The 18,457-nt window shown below is 64.4% G+C and carries 18 protein-coding genes and 1 pseudogene; 11 read left to right on the top strand and 8 right to left on the bottom strand.

Features of this window, described 5'->3' with window-relative positions; translation table 11 throughout:
• Window positions 1–99: 99 nt before the first annotated feature.
• Window positions 100–834 (bottom strand): 16S rRNA (uracil(1498)-N(3))-methyltransferase, encoded by a 735-nt coding sequence (locus tag NKI97_RS09030; protein WP_352451020.1) that lies wholly within the window; start codon window positions 832–834, stop codon window positions 100–102.
• Window positions 835–866: 32 nt separating this feature from the next.
• Entirely contained in the window at window positions 867–1,514 is a 648-nt protein-coding gene (locus NKI97_RS09025) for a hypothetical protein (RefSeq protein WP_352450950.1), read from the bottom strand.
• Window positions 1,515–1,588: 74 nt separating this feature from the next.
• Here NKI97_RS09025 and NKI97_RS09020 point away from each other — a divergent pair, with 74 nt between their 5' ends.
• Entirely contained in the window at window positions 1,589–2,287 is a 699-nt protein-coding gene (locus NKI97_RS09020) for a type 1 glutamine amidotransferase (RefSeq protein WP_352450951.1), read from the top strand.
• Window positions 2,288–2,574: 287 nt separating this feature from the next.
• Window positions 2,575–2,715: a hypothetical protein gene (locus tag NKI97_RS09015; RefSeq protein ID WP_292664785.1), complete on the top strand. Its 141-nt coding sequence runs from the start codon at window positions 2,575–2,577 to the stop codon at window positions 2,713–2,715.
• Between the two features lie 28 nt (window positions 2,716–2,743).
• On the opposite strand, the gene NKI97_RS09010 is transcribed toward NKI97_RS09015, so the two are convergent.
• From NKI97_RS09010 to NKI97_RS09000, 3 genes are read right to left on the bottom strand one after another with little or no spacing between them, the layout of a single operon-like run.
• A complete protein-coding gene (locus tag NKI97_RS09010) occupies window positions 2,744–3,514 on the bottom strand; it encodes a metallophosphoesterase (protein ID WP_352451021.1) in 771 nt (256 codons plus the stop codon).
• Window positions 3,515–3,552: 38 nt separating this feature from the next.
• The gene (locus NKI97_RS09005) at window positions 3,553–4,689 is read right to left on the bottom strand and encodes an alpha-hydroxy acid oxidase (RefSeq protein WP_352450952.1); all 1,137 of its coding nucleotides are present in this window, start codon (window positions 4,687–4,689) and stop codon (window positions 3,553–3,555) included.
• A gap of 56 nt (window positions 4,690–4,745) precedes the next feature.
• On the bottom strand, window positions 4,746–5,549 hold the full coding sequence (locus NKI97_RS09000) for a FadR/GntR family transcriptional regulator (protein WP_352502088.1): 804 nt from the start codon (window positions 5,547–5,549) through the stop codon (window positions 4,746–4,748).
• 210 nt (window positions 5,550–5,759) lie between these two features.
• Between NKI97_RS09000 and NKI97_RS08995 the strand changes: the two genes are divergently transcribed.
• The 7 genes and pseudogenes from NKI97_RS08995 (at window position 5,760) to NKI97_RS08965 (ending at window position 13,469) form a co-directional block, all read left to right on the top strand.
• Entirely contained in the window at window positions 5,760–7,094 is a 1,335-nt protein-coding gene (locus tag NKI97_RS08995; protein WP_352833635.1) for a DUF3422 family protein, read from the top strand.
• Between the two features lie 136 nt (window positions 7,095–7,230).
• The gene (locus NKI97_RS08990; RefSeq protein WP_352833632.1) at window positions 7,231–8,727 is read left to right on the top strand and encodes an FAD-linked oxidase C-terminal domain-containing protein; all 1,497 of its coding nucleotides are present in this window, start codon (window positions 7,231–7,233) and stop codon (window positions 8,725–8,727) included.
• 3 nt (window positions 8,728–8,730) lie between these two features.
• Window positions 8,731–9,150: pseudogene (locus tag NKI97_RS08985) on the top strand (endonuclease domain-containing protein); the annotation flags it as partial.
• A gap of 273 nt (window positions 9,151–9,423) precedes the next feature.
• A complete protein-coding gene (locus tag NKI97_RS08980) occupies window positions 9,424–10,680 on the top strand; it encodes an FAD-binding protein (RefSeq protein ID WP_352833657.1) in 1,257 nt (418 codons plus the stop codon).
• On the top strand, window positions 10,677–11,060 hold the full coding sequence (locus tag NKI97_RS08975) for a DUF4870 family protein (protein WP_352450958.1): 384 nt from the start codon (window positions 10,677–10,679) through the stop codon (window positions 11,058–11,060). Before NKI97_RS08980 ends, NKI97_RS08975 begins: the two co-directional genes overlap by 4 nt.
• 68 nt (window positions 11,061–11,128) lie before the next feature.
• A complete protein-coding gene (glcF, locus tag NKI97_RS08970) occupies window positions 11,129–12,430 on the top strand; it encodes a glycolate oxidase subunit GlcF (protein WP_352833629.1) in 1,302 nt (433 codons plus the stop codon).
• Window positions 12,402–13,469 (top strand): hypothetical protein, encoded by a 1,068-nt coding sequence (locus NKI97_RS08965; protein ID WP_352450960.1) that lies wholly within the window; start codon window positions 12,402–12,404, stop codon window positions 13,467–13,469. The genes glcF and NKI97_RS08965 overlap by 29 nt, the downstream gene beginning before the upstream one ends.
• A gap of 9 nt (window positions 13,470–13,478) precedes the next feature.
• Here the strand turns inward: NKI97_RS08965 and NKI97_RS08960 are convergent, their stop codons facing one another.
• Window positions 13,479–14,399, bottom strand: a complete 921-nt coding sequence (locus tag NKI97_RS08960; protein WP_352747990.1) for a bifunctional 5,10-methylenetetrahydrofolate dehydrogenase/5,10-methenyltetrahydrofolate cyclohydrolase — start codon at window positions 14,397–14,399, stop codon at window positions 13,479–13,481.
• A 261-nt stretch (window positions 14,400–14,660) separates the two neighbouring features.
• On the bottom strand, window positions 14,661–15,395 hold the full coding sequence (locus NKI97_RS08955) for a L,D-transpeptidase (RefSeq protein ID WP_352833625.1): 735 nt from the start codon (window positions 15,393–15,395) through the stop codon (window positions 14,661–14,663).
• 222 nt (window positions 15,396–15,617) lie between these two features.
• Here NKI97_RS08955 and NKI97_RS08950 point away from each other — a divergent pair, with 222 nt between their 5' ends.
• Window positions 15,618–16,253 (top strand): DNA-3-methyladenine glycosylase I, encoded by a 636-nt coding sequence (locus NKI97_RS08950; RefSeq protein WP_352833622.1) that lies wholly within the window; start codon window positions 15,618–15,620, stop codon window positions 16,251–16,253.
• A 4-nt stretch (window positions 16,254–16,257) separates the two neighbouring features.
• Here the strand turns inward: NKI97_RS08950 and NKI97_RS08945 are convergent, their stop codons facing one another.
• Window positions 16,258–16,509 carry a hypothetical protein gene (locus NKI97_RS08945; RefSeq protein WP_352450964.1) on the bottom strand — a complete coding sequence of 84 codons (252 nt, stop codon included), beginning with the start codon at window positions 16,507–16,509 and terminating at the stop codon, window positions 16,258–16,260.
• Window positions 16,510–16,740: 231 nt separating this feature from the next.
• Here NKI97_RS08945 and hisS point away from each other — a divergent pair, with 231 nt between their 5' ends.
• Entirely contained in the window at window positions 16,741–18,300 is a 1,560-nt protein-coding gene (gene hisS, locus NKI97_RS08940) for a histidine--tRNA ligase (RefSeq protein WP_352833619.1), read from the top strand.
• Window positions 18,301–18,457: the final 157 nt, after the last annotated feature.

Raw genomic sequence — 18,457 nt, 5'->3', positions numbered from 1 at the left:
GCGCCCGAAAGGACACGCGGCCGCTGCCGGCGCTAGATGGACGAAATGTCAGTAGCCGATCAAGCGAAAAATCCTGAGCCAGCGGGTAATTGGAATTGATCACCAATCGCCGATTGTCGCCTGGATCAGCGCCAGTGCCGCCACCGCCGCCGTATCCGCTCGCAGGATGCGCGGCCCGAGCGGAATCGCGGTAACGAAAGGCAGCGCTCTCAGCATCTTGCGTTCCTCGTCGGAAAAGCCGCCCTCCGGTCCGACCAGCAGGCCGAGCTTTCTCTCCCGCACCGCCTGCAATGCCGGCAGGGGATTGTTGGTCGATGCATCCTCGTCGCAGAAGATCAGCCGCCGCTCGCGGTCCCAGTTGCTGAGCAGGCGCTCGAATTTTTCCGCTTCGCGCAGCTCTGGCACCGCCAATATGCCGCATTGCTCGGCCGCCTCGACGACATTGGCGCGCAGGCGCTCGATGCCGGGTTTTGCCACCTGCGTATGCTGGGTGATGACCGGCTGCAGGATGCCAGCGCCCATCTCGACCGCCTTTTGCACGAGGTAGTCGAGCCGCCCCTGCTTCAGCGGCGCGAAGCAATAGACGAGATCGGGCAACGGCGGCTGCGGCCGCTGCAATGCCAGCAACCTCAGGCGCAACGCCTTCTTCGACTTCGTGGCGATCGCCGCCGACCATTCGCCGTCGCGGCCGTTGAAGACCAGAATTTCGGCGCCTTCGCCGAGCCGCAGCACGTGCGAGAGATAATGGCTCTGCTGCGGGCCGACGTCGAACTCGATGTCCGGTCCAAGCCCGTCCGGCACGAACAGCCGCTGCATCTTGTAATTGGCGCGCATCGCCGAGGAATGCGGCAACGTCACCCTCGGCGTCAAGCCTCGGCGGAAGGATGCCAGACAGGCTCGTAGCCTTTCTGCAGCACCGAAACAGTTGTCGCTGGCGTGAGCAGGCGGATTGGACTGTCGGCAAAACCGCCGAACCCCACCGGTTCGCCATAACCGCCGAAACTCCAGGGCAGCGCGGCGCCATCAAACAGGACGTACGCCCTGTTTCCTGACGAGATCATCGTGCCGTCCGGCAAGTCCGCAAGCGCTTCCGGTTCCAGTCTCGTCGCCCGCCCGCCCGATGCCAGGCGCTCCTTGTGCAGGCGTTTGTCGAGCTGCGGCGCGCGTGGTTCGGCAATGCCGAAGGCGTCGCCGAAACGCCGGACAAAATCCCTGGCCCGCTCGCGCCGGCAGAAGAAGCAGGGACGGTGGCCGGCGGCAAGCGCCGTCACCTCGTCGAGGAAAAACAGCTCGGTCCAGCCGGCCTTGCCGCCAGCCCGGTTGCGCCCCATCGGCTCGCGCCGCACGTTGCCGAATTCGCAGACGCAGATGATCCAGGCTTGCAGCGCCCAGCGCTTCTTCAACAGCGTTCTCGTCTCGGGGTCGTGAATGATGCCGCGATTGCCCATGAACAGGCCGCGCTCCGGCACGGCATGGATGGTGCCGAACGGGTCGATCCGGTTTTGCAGTGGCATAGGCGTTCCCTGTTGGCTGCAATGCTGGCGCCATGATATCGCTCGTTGCATCAATTTCATGTCAGCAGGTTTCGATGCGGGTCTTGGTTGTCCAGAACTTCGACAATGAGGGCCTTGGCCAGATCGGCGCGGCGCTTGTCGAGGCGGGCGTCGATATCGACCTGCGCCGTCCCTACCGCGGCGACGCGCTGCCGCAAGATAGCGGCGGGCATGACGCCATGGTGGTGCTCGGCGGCGCCCAGAATGCGCTGGACGACGAGCTCTGTCCTTATTTTCCGGGCCTGCTCGACCTGACGCGCGACTTTGCCGAGAGGGATCGCGCGGTGCTTGGTATCTGCCTCGGCAGCCAGTTGGTCGCGCGCGCCTTTGGCGGCGAGAACCAGATCGGCGGCGCGTCGGAGTTCGGCTGGCACGAAGTCGCGCTCACCGCGGCGGCGCAGGCCGATCCGGTGCTCGCCGCCTTGCCTGAAAAGTTCCCGATCTTCGAATGGCACGACGACACCTTTGTCTTGCCCGAGACTGCCGTGCGGCTGGCCGGCAATGCCGTCGCCGAGAACCAGGCGTTCCGCATCGGCCGCGCCGTCTATGGCTTCCAGTTTCATTTCGAGGCCGACCGGCCGATGGTTCGCGACTGGAGCACGTCCTTCGCACCGCTGATCGCCGAACGCCATCCGGATTGGGCCGTCCGGCTCGACGACGAAATGGCCCGCAACGGACCGCAAGCCGATGCCGCCGGCCTGGCCATCGCCCGCGCCTGGGTGGCGACGATCTGACGGCCCATATAGTCAACGTATTTGGCGACGTTGCATATTTGGCACGCGGCGGCAAATCCGCCGGGGATAACGCGTTTCATCCTTGGCCTGTGTCTGTCCGCCAGCCTAAAAGGCGCGCGCTCTGCATCTTGGGTGCAACCGCGATGAACCTTTCCTGTGACCCGCGCGACACACCGCCGATACAGAACATGCCTAGAAGCGCGAAACCGTCCGACATTTGCGACGTATTTTGCGTTTCAACGCATTGGTAACCCGCTCGTGCATAGATGCAGGAAGCTCAACAAGAGATGACGTCCGTGAAAGCAGCCTTTTTGTCCTTTGTCATGTTGTCGGCTATCGTCTTGTGCGGCCTCGGCATTTATTCCGCCGACGCGGCCAACGACCACAATGCCGTCGACGGCTACGGCGTCACCGCCGCGCTTCGCTAGCCTCTCTGCTCATAATCCCACGCCTTCCCTACGCCCGCTTACCCGTCACTGTCAGGATATGCTTATCAGCGCCGTCCACCACGAGCGCGGTGAGGTTTCCCGACTGCCAGGCGAGGGTGTCGACATTGACGCGGTTGCCGGTGATCTCGGCCTTGGCCACCGGCGTATGGCCGTGCACCACGATCTTGGGATGAAGACCGGTGTGATCGTGGAAGACCTCGCGGATCCAGATCAGGTCCTGCCGGGTCTGGCTTTCCAGCGCAACGCCGGGCCGGATGCCGGCATGGCAGAAGAAGAAGTCGCCGAACGTCACTGAGAAGGGCAGCGAGCGCAGGAACTCGACATGGTTCTGCGGCACCGCCTCGACCAGTGCGGCGTGCCCTTGCCGCAGTGCCGCATCGGCGCGGCCAAACCAGGCGCTGCTCCCACCGAGCGACACGCCATAGGATAGCGCCGTCTGGATGCCGCCATAGCGCATGAACAGGCCGTCCGGGTCGGGGACATCGAGAAAATCGAGGAAGCCGAGATCATGATTTCCGGCCAGCATCAGGTGACGCGGATCGCGTCTTTGCGCGTCGATCAGGAAATCGATGACGCCCCTGGAGTCCGGGCCGCGATCGACATAGTCGCCGAGATGGATCACGCGCCAATCGGCCGACGGCCTTTGACCGAGCTCCGCCTCGATCCGCCGGTGCATGGCGGTCAGCAAATCGAGCCGGCCGTGCACATCGCCGATCGCATAGAGGCGCATGCCTTGCGGTCCGCGCGCCTCGTAGAAACTGATGCCGGGCTCCGTCAATGCCTGCGTCGCCTCCGTGGTCATGCCGCCACGGGACTTTAGCGCCGAAGCTGATCCTTGCCCATGTCGGTGACCAGACGCTTTCCGCACAGAGCCAGCGTTATGTCCATCTCCTTGCGGATGATTTCCAGCGCCTTGGTAACCCCTTCCTTGCCGAGTGCGCCGAGGCCGTACAGGAAAGGCCGGCCGATATAGGTGCCCTTGGCGCCGAGGCACAGTGCTTTGAGCACGTCCTGGCCGGAACGGATGCCGCCGTCCATATGCACCTCGATCGTGTCGCCGACGGCATCGGCGATCTCTTCGAGCGCCATGATCGATGACGAGGCGCCGTCGAGCTGGCGGCCGCCATGGTTGGATACGATGATCGCGTCGGCGCCCGTCCTGGCCGCCATCAGCGCGTCGTCCTTGTCGAGTATGCCTTTCAGGATCAGCTTGCCGCCCCAGCGCTCCTTGATCCAGGCGACGTCCTTCCACGACAGGTGCGGATCGAACTGCTCCTTCGTCCACGACGACAGCGAGGCGAGGTCGCCGACGCCCTTGGCATGGCCGACGATGTTGCGGAAGCTCCGGCGCTTTGTCCCGGCCATGCCGACGCACCAGCGCGGCCTGGTCGCCATCTGCCAGATGTGCTTCGGCGTCATCCGCGGCGGCGCCGAAAGCCCGTTGCGGATATCCTTGTGGCGCTGACCGAGGATCTGCAGGTCGAGCGTCAGCACCAGCGCCGAACATTTCGCCGCCTTTGCGCGGTCGATCAAATCGAAGACGAAATCCTTGTCGCGCAGCACATAGAGCTGGAACCAGAACGGCTTCCTGGTCACCGACGCGACATCCTCGATCGAGCAGATGCTCATCGTCGACAGCGTGAACGGCACGCCGAATTCCTCCGCCGCCTGCGCCGCCAGCATCTCGCCGTCCGGATGCTGCATGCCGGTCATGCCGGTCGGCGCCAGCGCCACCGGCATCGCCACCTTCTCGCCGATCATGGTCGATTCCAGCGAGCGGTTGTCCATGTCGACCAGCACGCGCTGGCGGAACTTGATCTTCTGGAAATCTTCCTCGTTGGCCCGGTAGGTGCTTTCGGTCCAGGCGCCGGAATCGGCATAGTCGAAGAACATCTTCGGCACGCGGCGGCGCGCCAGGTCCTTGAGGTCGGCGATGGTGAGAATGCTGCTCATGGATCTTTTTTCCGCTGGTTCTTCGCTGGTTCGTCGTTGAATTTTCTGGGCGGTGCCTACGGCTGTTTTCTTGCCGGCTCACCGCCACCGGGCTCGGAGCGCTGCCTGAGCCTCAGCCGCGACACGCGCTGCCAGTCGCCGCTGCGCTCGGCCTCGGCCATCGATCGTTCGACGTAGGAGATGTGGTCCATCGCCGCCTGCCGCGCCGCAGCCGGATCGCCGGCCTTGACCGCGGTGTAGATCGCCCGGTGCTGCGAAAGCAGCGCCTCGCGCGCGCCCGGCACGTTGAACACCAGCCGCCGGTTCTGGAACACGCCTTCCGACAGCAGCCGATAGCAGGAGCGCAGCGTGTGCAGCAGGATGATGTTGTGCGCGCATTCGCAGATCGCGTGATGGAACTCGACGTCGATTTCCGCCTCGTCGTCGAAATTGCCGGTCCGGTGCGCCTCGTCCATGCGCGCCATGATGCGGTCGAGCAGCGCCAGATCGTCCGATGTGGCACGCCGCGCCGCATATTCTGCCGCCACGGCCTCGATCTCGCGGCGGTACTCCAGATAGTCGGTCACCGCCTTGCGGTGCATCGAGATCAGGTCGGTCACCGGCTTGGTGAACAGCTGGCCGATGACATCGGCGACATGGGTGCCGCCGCCTGGCCGTGTCGTCAACAGCCCGCGCCCTTCCAAGGCTTTCAAGGCATCGCGCAGGATCGGCCGCGACACCTCGAACTGGCGCGCCAGTTCGCGCTCCCCCGGCAGCCGGTCGCCGGTGCGCAGGACGCCTTCGAGGATCAGGCTCTCGATCTGCTGCACCACCTCGTCGGCGGTGCGCGAATGCTCGATCCGGGAGAAAATGTCGCTCAAACGGGATGCCTGGGGTTGAACCGATGTCGCGCAAGATAAAGCCGGCGTCGCCAACTGGTCAAATTATTTATCCAATTCGCCGGGGCCGGGTCCGTTTCACAGCCGCGGCGCCATATCATCTTCAGCTAAATTGGGCGTTTGCGTCCCCTGGCGATTGCCTCTAGAGGGACATCATTGCCAAAGGGCTCACAGAAGCCCGGGGGACCAGCCGTGCCAGACGCCGACCCTTCCAACCTCGAATTCCAGCTGCGCGCCAAAGCCGTGGGCGGCACTGTCATGGGCTTTCCGGCGCATGACGGTCGGCCGGGCGCGCTCGGCGAGGTCCACGCCCGGCCGCAGCCGCTGGTCGAAAAGCCGCGCGTGCTGGTGCAGCTTTCCTTCATGACCGAAGCTGGATCCGGGATCGATCAGGCCGTGCTTTCCGAATTGTCGCGACGCCTCGGCATCGCCGCGCCCGACCCTCACGCCCGCCACCACGCGATGAAATGGGGCAAGGGCTCGCTGCGTTGGGAACGTCACACGGAATTCTCGACCTATCTCTGGGAAGGCCCGCTCGCCGAAAACGGCAGGGGGCAAGAAGACACACCCTTCGGCAACGGGTTTTCGCCGCCGGGCACGGTGATTTCCGGCATCAGGCTGGAGATCCGCAAATGGACGCCGGCGAACGAAAAACTGATCGCCGGCTTCGACCCGACCAGCCTGTGCTATTCGCTGGTTGAGCGCGGCAACGCGGCCATCGTCACCGATTTCCGTCAGGATGGCGACGGCTTGACCCGCATGCTGGTGCTCGACCGTGGCCTGACCCCGGCGCGCATCGGGGCACTGTCGCAGCGGCTGATCGACATCGAGACCTACCGCACGCTGGCCATGCTTGGGCTGCCGCTGGCCCTGACGCTGTCCGGTCGGGCCCGCCGCATCGAAGACAGGCTGGCCCAGACCACGTTGGAAATGAAGGTCGCCGAGACCCGCGACAGCCAGACGCTGCTTGCCGACTTGACCGAACTGGCCGCCGAGCTGGAGGCCGATGCCGCCTCCAGCCTCTACCGCTTCGGCGCCAGCCGCGCCTATGACGGCATCGTGCGCGAACGGCTGGAGGCGCTCGACGAAGAGGCGGTGCCCGGCTACGACACCTGGGGCGGTTTTCTGCAGCGCCGCGTGGCGCCGGCGATGCGTACCTGCCGTTCGGTCGAGGAGCGCCAGGCCAACCTGTCGACGAAGCTCACCCGTGCCACCACACTGCTGCGCACCTGGGTCGACGTCGAGGTCGAGAAGCAGAACCGCGATCTTTTGGCATCGATGAACAATCGCGCCCGCCTGCAATTGCGGCTGCAGCAGACGGTGGAGGGGCTCTCGGTCGCCGCGGTTTCCTACTATGTCGTCGGCCTCATCGGCTACGTCGCCAAGGGCGCCTCGATCTTCGGCCATGCCTTCGCGCCGGAAATGGTCACCGCCGCCTCGGCGCCGCTCGCCGTCGTGCTCGTCTGGTGGGGCGTGCGCCGCGTCCGCCGCATGCACTCCGAACCAGGCAAGCAGCCGGGCGAGTAATGTGGGGCGCAGCGGCAGATTGCCGCTGCGGAAGGCTGTCTCGGCCATAGGCCTCTCATCCCGGCCAACGCGGCATTTGCAACCGACCACTGTCGCTGGTAAAAGATTTTTACCAGTCGATCGAAGGAGGCTGTCGATGTCCGGCCCTGCCATGCCGAAACCAGACGACGCCACGATGCGCCGGCGCGACGAGATCGTCGCCGATATGCGCATCATCGTGCCGGGCGAGGGCGTCGTCGACGCCGCCAATGCCATGCGCGCCTTCGAGAGCGACGGGCTCACCGCCTACCGGCAATTGCCGCTCGTCGTTGTACTGCCGCAAACCGTGGCCCAGGTCTCGCGGGTGCTGAAATATTGCAGCGACCGCAACATCCGCGTCGTGCCGCGCGGCTCCGGCACCTCGCTCTCCGGCGGTGCGCTGCCGCTCGAAGACGCGGTGCTGCTGGTGATGAGCCGCTTCAACCGCATCCTCGAGATCGATTTTCAGAACCGCGTCGTCGTCGCCCAGCCCGGCGTCACCAATCTCGGCATCACCACCGCCGTCGAGCAGGAGGGCTTCTATTACGCCCCCGATCCATCCTCCCAGATCGCCTGCTCGATCGGCGGCAATGTCGCGGAAAATTCCGGCGGCGTGCACTGCCTGAAATACGGTCTCACCGCCAACAATGTGCTCGGCATCGAGATGGTGCTGATGAATGGCGAGGTGGTGCGCCTCGGCGGCAGCCATCTCGACGCGGAAGGCTACGACCTGCTCGGCGTCATGACCGGCTCCGAAGGACTGCTCGGCGTCGTAACCGAGGTCACCGTACGCATCCTGAAGAAGCCGGAGACGGCGCGTGCCCTGCTGATCGGTTTCCCGACCAGCGAGCAGGCCGGCCAATGCGTTGCCGACATCATCGGCGCCGGCATCATTCCGGGCGGCATGGAGATGATGGACCGCCCGGCCATCCACGCCGCCGAGGATTTTGTCCAGGCCGGCTATCCGCTCGATGTCGAGGCGCTGCTGATCGTCGAGCTGGACGGGCCGGGTGTCGAGGTCGATCACCTGATCGGCCTGGTCGAAGCCATCGCCTACAGGAACGGCTCGACCACATGCCGCATTTCGCAGTCGGAGCAGGAGCGGCTGAGTTTCTGGGCCGGCCGCAAGGCGGCCTTCCCGGCGGTCGGCCGCATCTCGCCCGACTATTACTGCATGGACGGCACCATCCCGCGCAAGGAACTGCCGCGCGTGCTTGCCGGCATGCGCGACCTGTCGGAGAAATACGGGCTCGGCGTCGCCAATGTCTTCCACGCCGGCGACGGCAATCTGCATCCGCTGATCCTCTACGACGCCAACGTGCCGGGCGAGCTCGACAAGGCGGAAAGCTTCGGCGCCGACATATTGCGGCTCTGCGTCAAGGTCGGTGGCGTGCTGACCGGAGAGCACGGGGTCGGCATCGAGAAGCGCGACCTGATGCTGGAAATGTTCAACCAGATCGACCTCGACCAGCAGATGCGCGTCAAATGCGCCTTCGACCCCAACCATCTTTTGAATCCCGGCAAGGTCTTCCCGCAATTGAGGCGATGCGCCGAGCTCGGGCGGATGCACGTGCATCGCGGCCAAGTGGCGTTTCCGGACATTCCGAGGTTTTGAGTGATGACAGCTCAGAATGGGGGTTCCTCGCCCCCGCAAAGCGGGGGAGAGGTGGCTCGGGCGAAGCCCGAGACGGAGAGGGGGACGACCGGTGCACCAAGCCGGCGTTCACCCGAAAAGGTCGCGCGCGCCCGCGAGCTTCGTCGAGGCGACAATCAGGCGGAAGCGACCCTCTGGAACGAGTTGAAGGCCAAGAGGCTGGGCGGATATAAATTCGTGCGTCAGATGCCGATTGGGCCGTATTTTGCAGACTTCGCCTGCCGAAGCGAAAGGCTGATCGTCGAGCTGGACGGAGGTCAACACGCCGAGAGTACTTACGACAGGCGACGCGACGAATTCATGCGCGGCAAAGGGTTCTCGGTGATCCGATTCTGGAGCGCCGACATGCTAACCAACCCGACGAGTGTCTGCGAAACCATTCTTGCAGCACTTGAGGGACGGCTCGCGGAGGACGTAATCTCTGCCGACCTCAGGTTCGTTTTTGCAAGCAAGAACTCTAGAGGTGGCGCTATGATGGCCCCCTCTCCGCCTCGCTGCGCGAGGCACCTCTCCCCCGCTCCGCGGGGGCGAGGAACCCAGGTCCTGCAGCTTCGCGCCCGCGCATCCCGCGCATCCCGAGATCTCGAGGCGATAGCTTCTCAGAATAGGGGTTCCTCTCCCCCGCTTCGCGAGGGCGAGGAACCAGGGCTCTGCCGCATGACCACCTTCACCCCGTCAACAGCCGCGGAAACCCTATCCACCGTCGCCTGGGCAGCCGCAGAGGAATCCCCGCTCGAAATCCTCGGCCACGGCTCCAAGCGCGGTATCGGCCGGCCGCAGCAGAGCGAGCATACGCTCGACCTTTCCAGACTCTCCGGCGTCATGCTTTACGAGCCGGCCGAACTGGTGCTGTCGGCAAAAGCCGGCACGCCGTTGGCCGAAATCGAAAGCCTGCTTGCCGAAAACGGCCAGCAACTTGCCTTCGAACCGATGGATTACGGCCCGCTGCTAGGCGGTGAGCCAGCGCGAGGCACGATCGGCGGCGCACTCGCCGCGAACCTTTCCGGCCCGCGCCGGCTGAAGGTGGGTGCTGCGCGCGACCATATCCTCGGCATAGCGGCCGTTTCCGGGCGCGGCGAGGCCTTCAAGTCGGGCGGCCGCGTCGTCAAGAACGTCACCGGCTATGATCTGTCCAAGCTGATGGCCAACAGCTGGGGCACGCTGGCGGTGCTCACCGACGTCACCTTCAAGGTGCTGCCTGCCGCCGAGACCGAAGTCACGCTTGCCATCCGCGGCCTGCTCGACGATCACGCCGCCGCCGCCATGGCGCTGGCGCTGGGTTCCAGCGCCGAAGTGTCGAGTGCTGCCCATCTTCCCGAACGGGTCGCAGCTAGGGTCGCTGGCGGCAGTCTCGGCAGCGATGCCGCGACGCTGCTGCGCATCGAGGGCTTCGGCCCGTCGGTCGCTTACCGCATTGCCGCGCTGAGAGACCTGCTGAAAAACGCTGGGCCGCTGCAGGAGATTTCCGGTTCGGTCTCGTACTCGGTCTGGCGCGATGTCCGCGACTGCGCGCCGTTCGCCGATGGCAGCGAAAGGCCGGTGTGGCGCGTCTCGATGGCGCCGTCGCGGGGCCACCAGATGGTGCTGGCGCTGCGCATGCAGGCCCCGGTCGATGCCTTCTACGATTGGCAGGGCGGGCTGATCTGGCTGCGCATGCAGCAGGACGATCCCGAGGCTGGCCTGTTGCGCGGCCTGATCGGAAGACATGGCGGCGGCCATGCGACGCTGGTGCGCGCAACCCCTGCACATCGCGCCGCCGTGCCGGTGTTCGAGCCGCAGGCGCCACCGCTGGCAGCACTGTCGGCGCGGCTGAAGGCCGAATTCGACCCGAAGAATATCCTCAATCCCGGCCGTATGGCGCCGGGCGCAAGCTCTGCTACTCTCGCGCCGGCAACCGAGGGAGGAGCACAATGAGCGATCCAGGCCAAAACGGTACGTCACGCCAGACCGACCGCTGGCTGGAGCCCGGCCCGACCAACGCGCTGGTCATCTACATCCTCTATCTCGCCGGCCTAGCCATCGGCGTCAGCGGCATTGTCGGCATCGTCCTGGCCTATATCAATCGCGGTAAGGCCGGCGGCTTCGTCGAAAGCCACTACACATTCCTGATCCGCACCTTCTGGATCGGCCTGCTCTATGCACTGATCTCGGCGCTGTTGATGATCGTGGTCATCGGTGTCGTGCTGATGGTCGCGGTCGCCGTCTGGTTCATCGCCCGCTGCGTTCTTGGCCTGCAGGCGCTGCAGCGCGGCGAGGCGGTCAAGAACCCGGAAAGCTGGTTTCTGGGATTATGAGCATGATCCCCAAAAGTGGGTACCGGTTTTGGGAAAAGATCATGCTCAAACGGTAAGGATTCGTTTACGTGCAGACCAATTTCTCAGCTGCCCAGCTCGCCGATCCGCATGTCGCGGAATCGGAGAAGATCCTGCGCAAATGTGTGCATTGCGGCTTCTGCACCGCCACCTGCCCGACCTATGTGACGCTCGGCAACGAACTGGATTCGCCGCGCGGCCGGATTTATCTGATCAAGGACATGCTGGAAAACGGACGGCCGGCCGACAAGCAGATCGTCACCCATATCGACCGCTGCCTGTCCTGCCTCGCCTGCATGACCACCTGCCCGTCGGGCGTCAACTACATGCATCTGGTCGACCACGCCCGCGTCCATATCGAGGAGACCTACAAGCGTCCGCTGGCCGATCGCCTGACACGCGCCATGCTGGCCTTCGTGCTGCCCTATCCCTCGCGTTTCCGCGCGGCGCTCAAGCTGGCGAAGCTCGGCCAGCCATTCGCCGGCCTGTTTGAGAAAATCCAGGCATTGAAGCCTTTGGGCGCGATGTTGAAGCTGGCCCCGGCGTCGGTCCCGGCAGTCTCGCCGATGGCCTCGCCGGGCGTCCATGCCGGGCAGGGCGCGAAGAAAAATGGCCGCGTCGCCATCCTCACCGGCTGCGCGCAATCCGTGCTCGATCCCGGCATCAACGACACGACGATTTCGCTGCTGACCCGGCTTGGCGTTGAGGTCGTGGTGCCCGAGGGCGAGGGCTGCTGCGGCGCGCTGGTGCATCATATGGGGCGCGAGGACGCTGCCTTGGCGTCGGCCCGACGGAACGTCGACGCCTGGACGCGCGCCATCGAGCAGGGTGGACTCGACGCCATCGTCATCACCGCATCCGGGTGCGGCACCACCATCAAGGGTTACGGCTTCATGCTGCGCCTCGATCCGGCCTATGCCGACAAGGCCGCGCGCGTGTCGGCGCTGGCCAGGGACATCACCGAATATCTGGCAAGCCTCGACCTGCCCGAGCCGGTCCGCAAGCCGGGCACCATCGTCGCCTATCACTCAGCCTGCTCGATGCAGCACGGCCAGAAGATCACCCGCCAGCCGAAGGAGCTTCTGGCCAGAGCCGGCTTCGTCGTGCGCGAGCCGCGCGAAGGGCATCTGTGCTGCGGTTCGGCCGGCACCTACAACATCCTGCAGCCCGGGATTTCGGCAACGCTACGCGACCGCAAGGTCAGGAATATCGAGGCGACCGGTGCCGAAATCGTCGCCACCGGCAATATCGGCTGCATCACCCAGATCGCCTCCGCCGCGAAGCTGCCGGTGGTGCACACGATAAAGCTGCTCGACTGGGCCTATGGCGGCGAGCCGCCAAAATTGGTTTGATTGCTGCGCACCCGCCGATGAGACTGCCGAGATGCCCAACCCAAAGTCCGAAGAGATTGGAACCGTCGTTCGGCTGCTGTCGGACAGATCGCCGGCGACGTTCCAGGCCAGCTATGGCGAATGCCAGACAATCATCGCTCGTCATCTCAAGGATGGGTCCGAATTCCTGTTTGCGCTCATAAAGGCAGCGGTAGAAGCCGACGTCCAGCAAGACAATCTGATTATCGACGCCGTTTCGTTTCTCGACGACGCGCATTTGGCTCGTCTGGCATTTTTCCTGCAAGAGGAAGTGAAACGCGGAATAGACATGGAGGATCTGCTGGCTCACGTCGCCTTGCAGGCGCCGGAATTGTTTCCAGACGGTACCTTGGGCGACATTCCCGATTTCGCAGACTGGCTGACGCATGATGATCCTCGTTCGCCGCCGGCATGTCATCATTTCAGCTTTGAGGAAGGCGCTCCGAGCGACATGTCTTTTCCGACGCATCGCTATCATCCTACCTGGCATCTGCCGGCGACTGGCAGGCAACTTACGGTCGGCGGCGAAGGATCGGCAGTGTGCCCGATCTGTCGAGAGCGACTGATACATCTGATTACGCTGGACGATCTTGGGAGTGAGCTGACGATGCCTCTTCCCAGACTCCGTATCGAGACCTGTGCGAATTCTCTCGAATCGACCTATTATTCCCACGACGCTGCCGGTGTGCCGACGCCGATCGCGCCTCTGCATTCGCCCTACATTGAGAGGCCTGCAAAAGCCGCCGAGAAAAGAACTGTTCGGTTGGCACCGACCCCTAAACGGTGGCTCAGGCAGTCGTACGGGATAAGCAATTCAAGGCAAAACCTGTTTCGGCTTGGTGGGCTGCCGTCATGGATTCAGGGACCGCAGTTTCCAGTCGTTCCCGGAACGGACCGGGAAATGAAATTTCTTCTTCAGTTCGATTCACTCGCCGGTTTCTTCTGGGGCAGCGGCGGCGTGCTCTACGTCTTCTGGGATGACGAGTCCCGGATCACCTGCCATGTGCCGCAATACACGTGACGAAAGCGCCTACTCCGCCGCCAGCCGGTCTGCCGTGCCGTAGGTGGCCTGGTAGCGGGCGCGCTGGCGGCTGAGCGCTACCATCGTGTTGCGCAGCAGGATCGCCACCGTGATCGGGCCGACCCCGCCCGGCACCGGCGTGATCCAGGAGGCGACTTCCTTGACGCTTTCGGTGTCGACGTCGCCAACGATGCGGCTTTCGCCGTCCGGCCCGATCTCCGAATTGATGCCGATGTCGATCACGGCAGCGCCGGGCTTCACCATGTCGGCCTTGATCAGCCGCGGCCGGCCCACGGCGACGAACAGCGCGTCGGCGCGGCGCGCATGCGCCGCCACCGAACGCGTCATGTGGTGACAGACGGTCACCGTCGCGCCTTCGCTCATCAAAAGGAACGCGATCGGCTTGCCGACGATCTCGGAATGGCCGACGACCACCACCTCGAGCCCCTTGAGGTCGAGGCCGGTTTCCCTGAGCAGTTCGACCGAAGCGGCGGCGGTGCAGGGCGCCAGGTCGAGCTGGTTGTAGACGATGTTGCCGATCGAGGCCGGATGCATGCCCTCGACATCCTTGAGCGGATGCACCGCCGCCTGCAGCGTCTTGATCGGAATGTGCACCGGCACCGGCCGCTGGATGATGATGCCGGTGACGCGCGGGTCGGCGTTGAGCCCGTGGATTGCCGCTTCCAGCTCGCCGGCGGTGATGTCGGCGCGAAAGCGCCTTTCCTCGAAGCCGATGCCGGCCAACCCGGCCTTGGCGCGCTGGTTGCGGACATAGACGTCGACCGCGGCGGTATCGCCGACGGTGACCGACACCAGCTTGGGCGGAAAGCCTTCGGCGGTGGCGATCGCCGCGTCCTCGCGCACGCCGGCGATGATGCGTTGGGCAACCGGGCCGCCTCTGAGATAGCGGCTGTCATCGGAAAGGGACATCGGGATGGGGCCTTTATCTGGATTTTAGCCGCCACATAGCAAAGCAACCGCGAAAAGGCAGCGCGAAAAGCGAACCGTCATGCCGGTCGCGCGACGTGCCGGCAAAATCTTCCCGTCAATTCCTGCTGGCGGAAACAAAAAGGGCAGCACGGCTTGCCGCGCTGCCCTTTCGTGACTGGCCGCATCCCCACACGGCCCGTCCCCCGTTATTCAATGCTCCCGAGGCTTCTGAGCAGAATCATCGGTGAGGTCAACCGCAGATTACATCACTACAACCGTCGTGCCAACATTGACCCGCTCGTAAAGGTCGACCACGTCCTCGTTGCGCATGCGGATGCAGCCCGACGACACCGCGCCGCCGATCGTCCAGGGCTGATTGGTGCCGTGGATACGGTACTCGGTCGAGCCGAGATAGAGCGCGCGTGCGCCGAGCGGGTTTTCCATGCCGCCGGCGAGATAGGTCGGCAGATAACGGCCCTTGGCGGCTTCGCGGGCGATCATCACCGCCGGCGGCCGCCAATCCGGCCAGACGCGCTTGTTGGTGATCTTGTGGGTGCCGGACCATTCGAAGCCCGGCTTGCCGGTGCCGACGCCATAACGCCGCGCCTTACCGTTCTTCCCGACCAGATAGAGGAAATTCTCTCGCGTATCGATGACGATCGTGCCCGGCTTCTGCGGGCCGTCATAGGCGACTTCCCGCGGCAGATAGATCGGGTCGATCTGCGGCCGCATCACCATGCGCTTGGCCGGCGCCTGCACCGCTGCGGTGCGCAGCTGATCGGGTTCGGCCAGCCGCCGGTAGCGCCGTTGCGGCTGCGCCTCTTGCCGGCTCTGCCGCACGATGCCCGGCGCATGGCCGAGCTGCAGCACCCAGGGCGCCGAAAGATCCGGGCTGACCACCACCGGCGGCCTCTCCGCATAGCGGTCGTTGGCATTGGCGGCGCCGGCCGCAAGCACGGCCGCGGCGCCGAACAGTGGGAACAAGAATGTCTTCATCGCAACGCACCTTGATCGTCGAACATGCCGGGGTGCAAAGCCTCCCCGATTTCGCCGACATTGGGCGCGAAGCGGCAACCGAAACATGAATCGGAATGCGTAAAATGCCGATCTGTCAGTAAAGCTTTTGGTGTGGTTACCGTCCGGTTCAGGAATCTGGTAAAGCCGCGGTAAAGGCCGCGTCAAAACGCGTCAACGCCAAGACACGAACGGAATTCCGCCATGGATGAAAAGACAGGTCTGCTTGCCGGTCCCGACGGCATCGCCCGCTGCTTCTGGCACGGCAACCTGCCGGATTATCTGCACTACCACGACCACGAATGGGGCCGGCCGGTCGCCGACGACCGCCGCCTGTTCGAGAAGATCTGCCTCGAAGGTTTTCAGTCGGGCCTGTCCTGGCTGACCATATTGCGCAAGCGCGACAATTTCCGCGAGGCGTTTGCCGGCTTCGATGTCGACAAGGTCGCCGCCTTCACCGACGCCGATGTCGAGCGCCTGCTCGGCAATGCCGGCATCATCCGCCACCGCGGCAAGATCGTTTCGACCATCAACAACGCCAAGCGCGCCCGCGAGCTCATTGACGAGGCCGGCTCGCTGGCGGCCTGGTTCTGGAAGTTCGAGCCCGGCCCGCACGAGCGTCCCGAGATCATCGACCTCGCGCATTTGCGCGCCAATCCGACAACGGCCGTCTCGGTCCGCATTTCGAAAGAGCTGAAGAAGCGCGGCTGGAGCTTTGTCGGCCCGACCACCGTCTACGCCTTCATGCAGGCGATGGGGCTGGTCAACGACCATCTCGAGGGCTGCGTCTGCCGCGAGCCGGTCGAGGCGGAACGGAAAGCGTTCAAGCGGCCGAAATAGCGGCTCAGGCGCCGCCGGCGCCGGCCAGGAAAAACCCGGCAAGGATGGCCGCCAGCGCGGCGAACACCGGATAGATTACCAGCAGTCCGGTCATCAGCACGTCGCGCATGGTCGGTCCGCTGCGCTGTTGCGCCGCGACCTCGAACGGTCCGGCGATTTGCTTCGTCTTCGGGGCATAACCATCGGCCGGCCGCAGCCGGACCGAGGCGTCGCGTGCCCGGCTATCGATGATGTCGAACTTCTGTAGCGTGGCCATGGCCCCGAACCCCTTGTTTCGGCGCGCTTATCGGCCCGGATTGTGTCGGCACGATGCCGCGCGCATGGCGCAATTGTTTCAGCTTCTTTTTCTTGCCTTCTCGCGCAGGGGGAGCAGGGAGAAGCGCAAACCCTTGCCTTCTCCGGGCTGCATCGGTTAGGACACCCGCGCCGTGGAAATCGGTTATTTAACCGATCCCCGAAGCGCCACGAAACACCGAGTACCCATCCCATGGCCGACAAATCCGAAAAGATGAAAGCGCGGCTGCCGCGCGGCTTTGTCGACCGCGGCGCCGACGATCTGCGCACCGTCGAGAAGATGATGGCGACGATCCGCTCGGTCTTTGAGCTTTACGGTTTCGAGCCGGTCGACCCGCCGCTGATCGAATACACCGATGCGCTCGGCAAATTCCTGCCCGACCAGGACCGGCCGAACGAGGGCGTGTTCTCGTTCCAGGACGATGACGACCAGTGGCTGTCGCTGCGCTACGACCTGACCGCGCCGATGGCGCGCTTCGTCGCCGAGAATTTCGAGCGCCTGCCGAAACCCTATCGCAGCTATCGTTCCGGCTGGGTGTTCCGCAACGAGAAGCCCGGTCCCGGCCGCTTCCGCCAGTTCATGCAGTTCGACGCCGACACGGTAGGCACGCCGGGTGTCGCGGCCGATGCCGAGATGGCGATGATGATGGCCGACGTGATGGAGGCGCTCGGCATCAAGCGCGGTGATTACGTCGTCCGCGTCAACAACCGCAAAGTGCTCGACGGTGTGCTCGAGGCGATCGGCCTCGGCGGCGACGAGAACGCTGGCCGCCGGCTGCAGGTGCTGCGGGCGATCGACAAGCTGGACAAGCTGGGCGTCGAGGGCGTGCGCCTGCTTTTGGGCGCCGGGCGCAAGGACGAGAGCGGTGATTTTACCAAGGGCGCCGGGCTGGGTAACGCTCAAATCGATGTTGTGATCAGCTATTTCACGGTCATGGCGCAGCATGATCCCGAACAAGTTGTCCAGACACTGGGATCTATCACCCCAGGGCTCAGCAATCTTGTCGAGGAAAGAAAACTCGAACATCTCGGCATCACGAACGCCTCGTTTGTCGAGGGTCTTGCAGAGTTGGAGCAGATAAGAACCATGGTCGCGCAAAGCGGCTACGGTGAGGATCGCATTCGCATCGATCCCTCCGTTGTGCGTGGCCTCGAATATTACACCGGCCCGGTCTACGAGGCCGAGCTGCTGGCCGAAATCCCCAACGAGGACGGCCAGATCGTGCGCTTCGGCTCGGTTGGCGGCGGCGGACGTTATGACGGCCTCGTCTCGCGCTTTCGTGGCGAGCCGGTGCCGGCGACCGGTTTTTCGATCGGCGTCTCGCGGCTGATGACGGCGCTGAAGAACCTCGGCAAGCTCGATACTTCCGATGTCATCGCGCCGGTCGTCGTGCTGACCATGGACAAGGACACGGAAAGCCTCGGCCGCTACCAGAAGATGGTGGCCGAGCTGCGCGCCGCCGGCATCCGCTCGGAAATGTATCTCGGCGGCGCCGGCATGAAGGCGCAGTTGAAATATGCCGACCGCCGCGGCAGCCCGGTCGCCGTCATCCAGGGCGGCGACGAGCGCGCCAAGGGCGAGGTGCAGATCAAGGACCTGATCGAAGGCGCGAAAATGTCGGCCGAGATCGCCGACAACGCCGAATGGCGCGCCGCACGACCGGCGCAGGTGACCGTGTCGCAAGGCGATCTGGTCGCCGAGGTGAAGAAGATACTGGCGGCGCAGGCCGAGGAGCGGGCGCGTGGCAAGTAGGGCGCCGCTTCCTTCTCCCCCTGGGGGAGAAGGTGGCCGAGCGAAGCTCGGTCGGATGAGGGGTGTTCCAGGGAACGCCGACGCCTCATTTCTTCCGGCACCCCTCATCCGTCTTGGCGCTTCGCGCCAATCCACCTTCTCCCACAGGGGGAGAAGG

Source organism: Mesorhizobium sp. M0296 (assembly GCF_040321675.1).
Lineage (GTDB): Bacteria > Pseudomonadota > Alphaproteobacteria > Rhizobiales > Rhizobiaceae > Mesorhizobium.
The sequence above is the reverse complement of the archived record's forward strand: the minus strand, read 5'-3'. Positions and strand labels throughout refer to the sequence as shown.

Coding starts and splice junctions, on each gene's coding strand:
- NKI97_RS09030 (WP_352451020.1), bottom strand. CDS start 834: ATGCGCGCCAATTACAAGATGCAGCGGCTGTTCGTGCCGGACGGGCTT.
- NKI97_RS09025 (WP_352450950.1), bottom strand. CDS start 1,514: ATGCCACTGCAAAACCGGATCGACCCGTTCGGCACCATCCATGCCGTG.
- NKI97_RS09020 (WP_352450951.1), top strand. CDS start 1,589: ATGCGGGTCTTGGTTGTCCAGAACTTCGACAATGAGGGCCTTGGCCAG.
- NKI97_RS09015 (WP_292664785.1), top strand. CDS start 2,575: ATGACGTCCGTGAAAGCAGCCTTTTTGTCCTTTGTCATGTTGTCGGCT.
- NKI97_RS09005 (WP_352450952.1), bottom strand. CDS start 4,689: ATGAGCAGCATTCTCACCATCGCCGACCTCAAGGACCTGGCGCGCCGC.
- NKI97_RS08990 (WP_352833632.1), top strand. CDS start 7,231: ATGTCCGGCCCTGCCATGCCGAAACCAGACGACGCCACGATGCGCCGG.
- NKI97_RS08980 (WP_352833657.1), top strand. CDS start 9,424: ATGACCACCTTCACCCCGTCAACAGCCGCGGAAACCCTATCCACCGTC.
- NKI97_RS08975 (WP_352450958.1), top strand. CDS start 10,677: ATGAGCGATCCAGGCCAAAACGGTACGTCACGCCAGACCGACCGCTGG.
- NKI97_RS08965 (WP_352450960.1), top strand. CDS start 12,402: ATGGCGGCGAGCCGCCAAAATTGGTTTGATTGCTGCGCACCCGCCGAT.
- NKI97_RS08960 (WP_352747990.1), bottom strand. CDS start 14,399: ATGTCCCTTTCCGATGACAGCCGCTATCTCAGAGGCGGCCCGGTTGCC.
- NKI97_RS08955 (WP_352833625.1), bottom strand. CDS start 15,395: ATGAAGACATTCTTGTTCCCACTGTTCGGCGCCGCGGCCGTGCTTGCG.
- NKI97_RS08950 (WP_352833622.1), top strand. CDS start 15,618: ATGGATGAAAAGACAGGTCTGCTTGCCGGTCCCGACGGCATCGCCCGC.
- NKI97_RS08945 (WP_352450964.1), bottom strand. CDS start 16,509: ATGGCCACGCTACAGAAGTTCGACATCATCGATAGCCGGGCACGCGAC.
- hisS (WP_352833619.1), top strand. CDS start 16,741: ATGGCCGACAAATCCGAAAAGATGAAAGCGCGGCTGCCGCGCGGCTTT.